Annotated in this window: 9 protein-coding genes and 2 pseudogenes; 7 read left to right on the top strand and 4 right to left on the bottom strand. The window is 72.7% G+C overall.

Going from position 1 to position 6,674, the window contains the following annotated elements:
- From ACGFI7_RS41620 to ACGFI7_RS41630, 3 genes and pseudogenes are all read left to right on the top strand, one after another.
- Window positions 1–906, top strand: a pseudogene (locus ACGFI7_RS41620) (carbamoyltransferase HypF); the annotation flags it as partial.
- 164 nt (window positions 907–1,070) lie between these two features.
- A complete protein-coding gene (locus ACGFI7_RS41625) occupies window positions 1,071–1,595 on the top strand; it encodes a hypothetical protein (RefSeq protein WP_393415357.1) in 525 nt (174 codons plus the stop codon).
- A gap of 114 nt (window positions 1,596–1,709) precedes the next feature.
- Entirely contained in the window at window positions 1,710–1,850 is a 141-nt protein-coding gene (locus ACGFI7_RS41630; protein WP_393415360.1) for a hypothetical protein, read from the top strand.
- On the opposite strand, the gene ACGFI7_RS41635 is transcribed toward ACGFI7_RS41630, so the two are convergent.
- Window positions 1,851–2,630 (bottom strand): alpha/beta fold hydrolase, encoded by a 780-nt coding sequence (locus ACGFI7_RS41635; protein ID WP_393415363.1) that lies wholly within the window; start codon window positions 2,628–2,630, stop codon window positions 1,851–1,853.
- Window positions 2,631–2,686: 56 nt separating this feature from the next.
- On the opposite strand from ACGFI7_RS41635, the gene ACGFI7_RS41640 reads away from it, so the two are divergent.
- The 4 genes from ACGFI7_RS41640 (at window position 2,687) to ACGFI7_RS41655 (ending at window position 5,189) form a co-directional block, all read left to right on the top strand.
- Window positions 2,687–3,307 (top strand): TetR/AcrR family transcriptional regulator C-terminal domain-containing protein, encoded by a 621-nt coding sequence (locus ACGFI7_RS41640; protein ID WP_393415365.1) that lies wholly within the window; start codon window positions 2,687–2,689, stop codon window positions 3,305–3,307.
- A 624-nt stretch (window positions 3,308–3,931) separates the two neighbouring features.
- A complete protein-coding gene (locus ACGFI7_RS41645; RefSeq protein ID WP_393415368.1) occupies window positions 3,932–4,186 on the top strand; it encodes a sensor histidine kinase in 255 nt (84 codons plus the stop codon).
- Window positions 4,183–4,860, top strand: coding sequence for a response regulator (locus ACGFI7_RS41650; protein WP_393415371.1), 678 nt, complete (start codon window positions 4,183–4,185; stop codon window positions 4,858–4,860). Before ACGFI7_RS41645 ends, ACGFI7_RS41650 begins: the two co-directional genes overlap by 4 nt.
- Before the next feature lie 182 nt (window positions 4,861–5,042).
- Window positions 5,043–5,189 carry a hypothetical protein gene (locus ACGFI7_RS41655; protein ID WP_393415374.1) on the top strand — a complete coding sequence of 49 codons (147 nt, stop codon included), beginning with the start codon at window positions 5,043–5,045 and terminating at the stop codon, window positions 5,187–5,189.
- Between the two features lie 3 nt (window positions 5,190–5,192).
- Here the strand turns inward: ACGFI7_RS41655 and ACGFI7_RS41660 are convergent, their stop codons facing one another.
- From ACGFI7_RS41660 to ACGFI7_RS41670, 3 genes and pseudogenes are all read right to left on the bottom strand, one after another.
- Window positions 5,193–5,474 carry a TSUP family transporter gene (locus ACGFI7_RS41660; protein WP_393415377.1) on the bottom strand — a complete coding sequence of 94 codons (282 nt, stop codon included), beginning with the start codon at window positions 5,472–5,474 and terminating at the stop codon, window positions 5,193–5,195.
- A 73-nt stretch (window positions 5,475–5,547) separates the two neighbouring features.
- Window positions 5,548–5,790: pseudogene (locus ACGFI7_RS41665) on the bottom strand (rhodanese-like domain-containing protein); the annotation flags it as partial.
- Window positions 5,791–5,825: 35 nt separating this feature from the next.
- Window positions 5,826–6,674: rhodanese-like domain-containing protein (locus tag ACGFI7_RS41670; protein WP_393415380.1), on the bottom strand; the 849-nt coding region annotated here is incomplete at its 5' end.

The following is a 6,674-nucleotide window of genomic DNA, read 5'->3' on the forward strand; positions in this document are numbered from 1 at the left end:
GATCGCGCGTGCCGCCTGCACGGGGTCGAGCCGCGGCACGCGGCGCACGACCTGCATCCCGGCTACCTGTCGAGCCGGCTGGCGCGGCGCCGGCCGAGCCGCGTCGCCGTCCAGCACCATCACGCCCACGTCGCCGCGGTCGCCGCCGAGCACCGGCTGGAGCCGCCTTTCCTCGGCGTGGCCTACGACGGGCTCGGGCTCGGCGACGACGGCACGTTCTGGGGCGGTGAGCTGCTGCTGGCCTCCTACACCGGGTACCGGCGGGTCGGCCGCTTCTCCCGCGCTCCCATGCCCGGGGGCGAGGCGGCTGTGCGCAGGCCCGCCCGGATGGCCCTCGGCCACCTGCTCGGAGGCGAGATCAGTACCGGCCCGCTGCCCGGCCACCTGTCCGGCGACGAGGTCGTCGCCGGACCGGCCACCTCCAGCGCCGGCCGGCTGTTCGACGCCGCCGCCGCGCTGCTGGGCCTGTGCGAGGTGAACGGCTTCGAAGGCGAGGCCGCGCTCCGGCTGGAACAGGCGGCGGCCGCCTATCCGGGGGCCGAGCCGCTGGCCTGGCGGCTGGAGCGCCGCGACGGGCTGTGGGTGTACGACGGCGTGGCCACCCTGCGCGACCTGATCGAGGCCGACGCCGACGGCGAACCGGCCGGCAAGATCGCCGCCGCCTTCCACGCCACCATCGCGGCCGTCACCGTGCTGCTGTGCGAGCGGGCCGCGGCCGAGCACGACGTCACCCAGGTGTGCCTGTCAGGCGGGGTCTTCCAGAACCGGCTGCTGGCCGCCGACGTGCTGGCCAGGCTGACGGCCGCGGGCTTCGAGCCGTACACCGGCGTGCGGGTCCCGGTCAACGACGCCGGGATCAGCTACGGCCAGGCGGCCGTGGCGGCGGCGCGGCTGTCACGCAGCTGACTCGGGACCGGCTCGCCGGGAGAGACGGCGCGCCACGCGCCGTGCCCCACCTTCGTGACGAAGGTCCCCGGGCCGGAGGTCGTCCGGCACTGCTCCGCGAGCTCCGCCGGCGGTGTGCTTGATACGCCACGGAAACAGCGCACCACTCTTGGAAGGGGGCCGTCATGGCCACCACTGCCGGCACACCCGTCATGGACACCGCTACGGCGCGGGCCCGTCGTCCCGTCGACTACGTCTGGGCCGTCGCCCGGATCTCGATCGGCTGGATCTTCCTGTGGGCCTTCCTGGACAAGACGTTCGGGTGGGGCTTCGCCACCCCCGCGGACAGGGCCTGGATCAACGGCGGCAGCCCCACGACCGGGTTCCTCAAGGGCGCCGGCGAGAACGCGCTCGGCGGCTTCTTCTCGGCGCTGGCCGGACAGACGTGGGTGGACTGGCTGTTCATGGCCGGCCTGCTCGGCATCGGCCTCGCGCTGGTCCTGGGCGTGGGCATCCGGATCGCCGCGGGCGCCGGGACCGCGATGCTGCTCCTCATGTGGGCGGCCGAGCTGCCCCTGGCCAACAACCCGTTCATGGACGACCACATCGTCTACTCGATCGTCCTCATCGGCCTGGCCCTGGCCGGCGCCGGTCGCACCTTAGGGCTCGGCAACCTCCCTGTCGTCCAGCGCACCCCCTGGCTGCGATAGGACGGACGACCCCGCGCAGCCCCCGCCCGGCGGGGGCTGTTCTCGGCGATGGGGCCGAAGGTCCGTCCAGGACGGGACCCTGGCCTCTGCTCCGCTGGTGGGGAGCGACGGACGATGAGGCCAGGGGCGCACGGCGTCGAACTGGTCATCGACGCCACCGGCCGCTTCCGCACCCGCGAGGCGCTGGCTTGCTGGACCGTCCCGCGCCGGGAGCCGGAGGCACGGTCCTCGCCGGCACCGGGGCGGGGCGGCTGATCACGCGCCGTCAGTCGGCAACACCTTCTCGGCCAGGCTCCGGATGACGCGGGCGACCTCGGCCGGCTTCCTCAGGTCGGCCCCGTGGTCGCATCCGGGGAGCACCACCCGCTCGGCGCGCGGCATCACGCGCTGGAGGGCGTCCAGCCGCTCGGCCAGGTGCGCCGGGCTGCGTTCGCCGCCGAGCAGAACGGTGGGGACCTCGATCGTGGCGTAGGCGTCGAGGCGCAGGCCGAGCCGGTCCAGCGCTTCGAGATCGTCGAGCTGCCGGGGGATGAGCCGGCGGTAGCGCGGGATGAGGGCGGTGACCGCGCCGGCGAGCCGCGCCTGCCCGCCCGGCATCCTGAGGGTGTCCCGCAAGAAGATCGCCAACGCCTTGCCCGGCTTGCCCGCCTCCAGTGCCGCGCGGGCCCGCTGGAGGATCTCGCCGCCCTGCCCCGACAGCGGCGGCCCGATCACCGCCGCCGGCTCGAAGATCACGGCGCCGGCGAACGAGGACGGCGAGGCCACCAGGGCCTCCAGCGCGACCACCCCGCCGGAGGAGTGACCGTAGACGACCACCGGCTCGCCGACGGAGCGGATGAGCGCCAGTACGTCCTCGACCTCCCGCTCCACCGAGACGGGCACGCCGCGATCCGGCCGGTACTGCGCACGGGTCAGCCGCAGCACCCGATAGTCACTGGACATCTGCGAGGCGATCTTCCGGCAGCGCCGCCCGTCGGACAATCCCGGGTGGACCATCACGATCACGGACCCCTGCCCTTCGTCGTACACGGACACGCGGCCTCCTCACTTAGCATCGCTAAGGGTTGATTTAGCAATGCTAAGCTCCGCGCATGCGCAAGGACAAGAGGCCCGGTCTGACCAAGCAGCTCCTGGTTGACACCGCGCTCCGCCTGCTCGACGAAGTGGGGCTGGAAGGGCTCACGGTGCGCCGGCTCGCCGCGGAACTCGGTGTGCAGTCCCCTGCCCTGTACTGGCACATCCGCACCAAGCAGGAACTGCTCGACGCCATGGCAGACGCGATCTGCCGGGCTCCGGGAATGGGTCCGCCGCGGGACGACGAGTCCTGGCAGGACTGGCTCCTGCGCCGCGCCCGCGCCTACCGCACGTCGCTGCTGGCCCAGCGCGACGGGGCCCGCGTGGTCGCCCATGCCCGATCGCTGAGTCCAGAGACTGTCGCCCTGCTCGGGAAGGAGCTGACGGCCATGGTGAGCCGGGGCTTCACTCCGGCACTGGCGTTGCACACGATCGCTTCCCTGACCTACTACGTCAATGGATTCGTCTTGCAGGAGCAGGCGGCGTCGCCGTCACCGGGTTCCCTGGACCGCGTACCCGCCGTGCTGGAGGCTGCTCTGCGTGAGGGCGGGGGGACGATCGGGGAGGAGGCCTTCGACCGTGGCCTGCGGGTGTTCATCGACGGTACGTCCGCCGCGCTGTCGCACGATCAATCTTGACGTTCCGCGTTCCTGCGGGCGGCGGTCTCCGTCCGGGAAATGCCATCGGTGCCATGGTGCTGGCGCACGACGCCGTCTTTCCGCCACTCCACTGACGAGCTCGGTCTACCCGCGCGAGTCGCCCCGCCGCCCGCCGACACGAGGGCCTGGACGATCACGCGGTGAAGGTGCGTGTTAGGAACGCGTCAAGGCCGGGGCTCTGGGTGCTAGGGAAGCGTTAAGAGCCCGTTCGTTGGGTCTTGCGCCGGTTTCGATGTCTTTGTGAAGCAATCCCTTCTGGACGTGCCCAAGCGTCTTGTCGTGGGCCGTCCGCTACGTAGTTCTCAGCTGGGTGAGACGTTGCTGCCCAAAAGCTGGCGCTGCCGGTGTTCTGCAGCGACCCACTGTCGTCCAACGCCTATGCCACCGAGGAGATCCTGCTCGGGCTGAGCCTGGGCGGACTGGCGATGTTCACGCTCACCCCCTGGGTGGCGCTGGCGGTGATCGTGCTGCTGGTGGTCGTGGTCGCCTCCTACCGGCAAACCTGCCACGCCTACCCGAACGGGGGCGGCGCCTATGCGGTCAGCCGGGAGAACCTGGGGCAGAACGCCTCGCTGGTGGCGGCCAGCGCGCTACTGGTGGACCGTGCGCGCCCACGCCGGCACCGCGACGGTGACCCTGCAGGTGGTCGATCACGGCCCCGGCGTCCCGCGAGACCGCTGGGGGGAGATGTTCCAGCCGTTCCAGCGCCTGGACGACCGCTCACTCCAGGGAAACGGACTCGGCCTGGCCATCGCCCGCGGCTTCACCCACGCCATGGGCGGCACCCTGCGCCCGTCCGTCACGCCCGGCGGAGGGCTGGCCATGACCCTGACCCTGCCCATCGCGCCGCGCCCATGAGCCGCATCCTCCTGGTCGAAGACGACCGGCACCTGCTCCGGGCCCTCAGCGTCAACCTGCGAGCCCGCCACTACCAGGTCGACACCGCCGCCACCGCCGCGGCCGCGCTGGCCGCCGCCGCCAAACACCCGCCCGGCCTGGTCATCCTCGATCTCGGCCTGCCCGACATGGACGGCATCGAGGTCGTACGCGGGCTGCGCGGCTGGTGCACGGCCCCCATCGTGGTGCTGTCGGCCCGTGACCAGCAGGCCGACAAGGTCACCGCCCTGGACGCCGGCGCCGACGACTACGTCACCAAACCCTTCGGCATGGACGAACTGCTGGCCCGCGTCCGCGCGGCCCTGCGCCGTGCCACCCCCGCCATCGGCGACCCCACCATCCGCACCGACGCCTTCACCGTCGACCTGGCCGTCAAGAAGGTCACCTCCGCCGACGGCCGGGACATCCGGCTGACGCCCACGGAATGGCACATTCTAGAGATCCTGGTCCGCAACGCCGGCAAACTGGTCGATCAGCGGCGGCTCCTGCAGGAAGTCTGGGGGCCGTCCTACCGGACCGAGACCAACTACCTGCGCGTCTACCTCGCCCAGCTACGTCGCAAACTCGAACCGGACCCCGCGCGCCCCCGCCACCTGGTCACCGAGCCCGGCCTGGGTTACCGCTTCGAACCCTGACAGCGCGCCGGCCGTCTCTCCACCTCTTCTCCATCGGCCCGCCACAGCCCCTGAACCCGCCCGCCGCACAGTGAAGGGGGAGGACACAAGAGAAGACGACGGCCAAGGGCACCCTCACCGCCGAGCAGAAGAGCACACTCGCCGCGGCGGCCGAGGCACGGCACCTGACGGCGGTTCGCACGGTGCCGGCCCGCTACGGCGTGAGAGATCCGGCCGAGGGCAAGGCAGCAGGGGAGTCCGCCTCGGCGCCGGTGCGGGCCGCCTACGGCCGGCTGCTGGCCGAGGGCAAGAACAGCGCGCAGGCGGCCTTCGGACGGTGGGCGGGCTGACAATCACAGCCGCAGGAAGGGGGCGCCGGCCGGGACACCGCCGGCCACTCCGCCCGCGCCGAAGACGAGTCCGGTGCGCCAGCGGACGCGTCCGGCGCGGGCGTGGCCGATCGCGCTGACGGCGCTGGTGACGGCCACGACGAGCAGGGACATGGCGATGGCCTGCTTGGCGGGGACGCCGGCGAGGTAGACCAGCACCGGTACGGCGAGGATGGAGCCGCCGCTGCCGAACAGGCCGAGGGTGACGCCGATCAGGGCGGCGGCCGTCAGTGTCACCACGAACATCGGTACCCCCGGGGGGTATATCGAAGTCATGAGAAGGTCCTGCTCAGCTGTTCGACCCGGAGGCGCGCAGGCGGGCGAGGGCGGCTTCGGCCTGCACGCCGCCGGCGCGGTTGCCGGACTGGCAGATGAGCAGCAGGCGGCCGCCGGCGTCGGTGACGATGCGCCGCAGGTGCGCGTCGACCTGGTCGAGAGGCAGGTTGATGGCGCCGTCGATGTGCGCGGCGCCGAACTCGGCCGGGGTGCGGACGTCCCCCACGAGGACGTCGGGGTCGGTCGCGATCAGCGCGCGGGCGCGGGCTGCGTCGATGCGGGACATGCGGGGTTCTCTCCTTGCGGGTACGGGGGCGCGGGTCAGGCGTCGGGCCGGCGCAGCGCGGCGGCGACGTCGGCCACGCCCGCCTCGTTGAGCACGATCGGCCGGTAGCCCTCGCGGGCGAGCAGTCCGGCGGCGATGGCGGCCCGGCGGCCGGAGGCGCAGGCGACGAGCACCGGCCGCTCCGGGTCGAGCCCGTCGGGGACGCCCTGGGCGAACAGGTCGGGCAGGAAACGCTCGACCGCGTTCTCCAGCCGGGTCTCTTCCCGCTCGCTCGGCATGCGTACATCCAGGAACTGCGCGTCCGTCCGGTGCAGGAGCCGGACGAAGGCGTCGAGGCCGGCGAGCCGGTAGGTCTGGGTGGCGCTCTCGCCGAGGTCGCGGACGACGCCTTGGACGGTGTCGACGCCGATCTGGGCGAGCTGGGTGACGGCCTCGCTGACGTCCTGGCCGGCCTCGGCGACCAGCGTGATCGGCCCGGCGTGGGGCAGCAGCCAGCCGGTCCAGCTGCCGAAGTCGTCGTCCAGCTCGATGCCGATGGAGCCGGGCAGCATGCCGCGGGCCTGGACGTGACGCGGCCGGATGTCGACGACGTGACCGGCCGGCTCGTCGAGCTCGGGCACGAGGACGGGCGGCATGGGCGGCCCGCCCAGGGTGTTGGCCGGGCCCATGCGCCGGTAGAAGGCGGGGATGGGCATCGGGGCGGCCAGCAGCGTGTCGGCGAACCTCTCCGGGTCGTCGATGGCCAGCAGCGGGTTGTCCGTCAGCTCCGTACCGATGGTGGAGGTCAGGCGGCCGGTGCCGGAGGCGGTGCAGAACGAGCCCGCGCCGTGGGTGGGATACAGCGCGACGCCGGGCGGCAGCGCGGCCAGCCGGCGCAGCGAGAG

Source organism: Nonomuraea sp. NPDC048826 (assembly GCF_043198225.1).
In the GTDB taxonomy this organism is placed as follows: Bacteria; Actinomycetota; Actinomycetes; order Streptosporangiales; family Streptosporangiaceae; genus Nonomuraea.

Excerpts from the sequence above, each read along its gene's own strand:
- ACGFI7_RS41650 (WP_393415371.1), top strand. The coding sequence starts at position 4,183 with ATGAGCCGCATCCTCCTGGTCGAAGACGACCGGCACCTGCTCCGGGCC.
- ACGFI7_RS41660 (WP_393415377.1), bottom strand. The coding sequence starts at position 5,474 with ATGTTCGTGGTGACACTGACGGCCGCCGCCCTGATCGGCGTCACCCTC.
- ACGFI7_RS41640 (WP_393415365.1), top strand. The coding sequence starts at position 2,687 with ATGCGCAAGGACAAGAGGCCCGGTCTGACCAAGCAGCTCCTGGTTGAC.
- ACGFI7_RS41625 (WP_393415357.1), top strand. The coding sequence starts at position 1,071 with ATGGCCACCACTGCCGGCACACCCGTCATGGACACCGCTACGGCGCGG.
- ACGFI7_RS41630 (WP_393415360.1), top strand. The coding sequence starts at position 1,710 with ATGAGGCCAGGGGCGCACGGCGTCGAACTGGTCATCGACGCCACCGGC.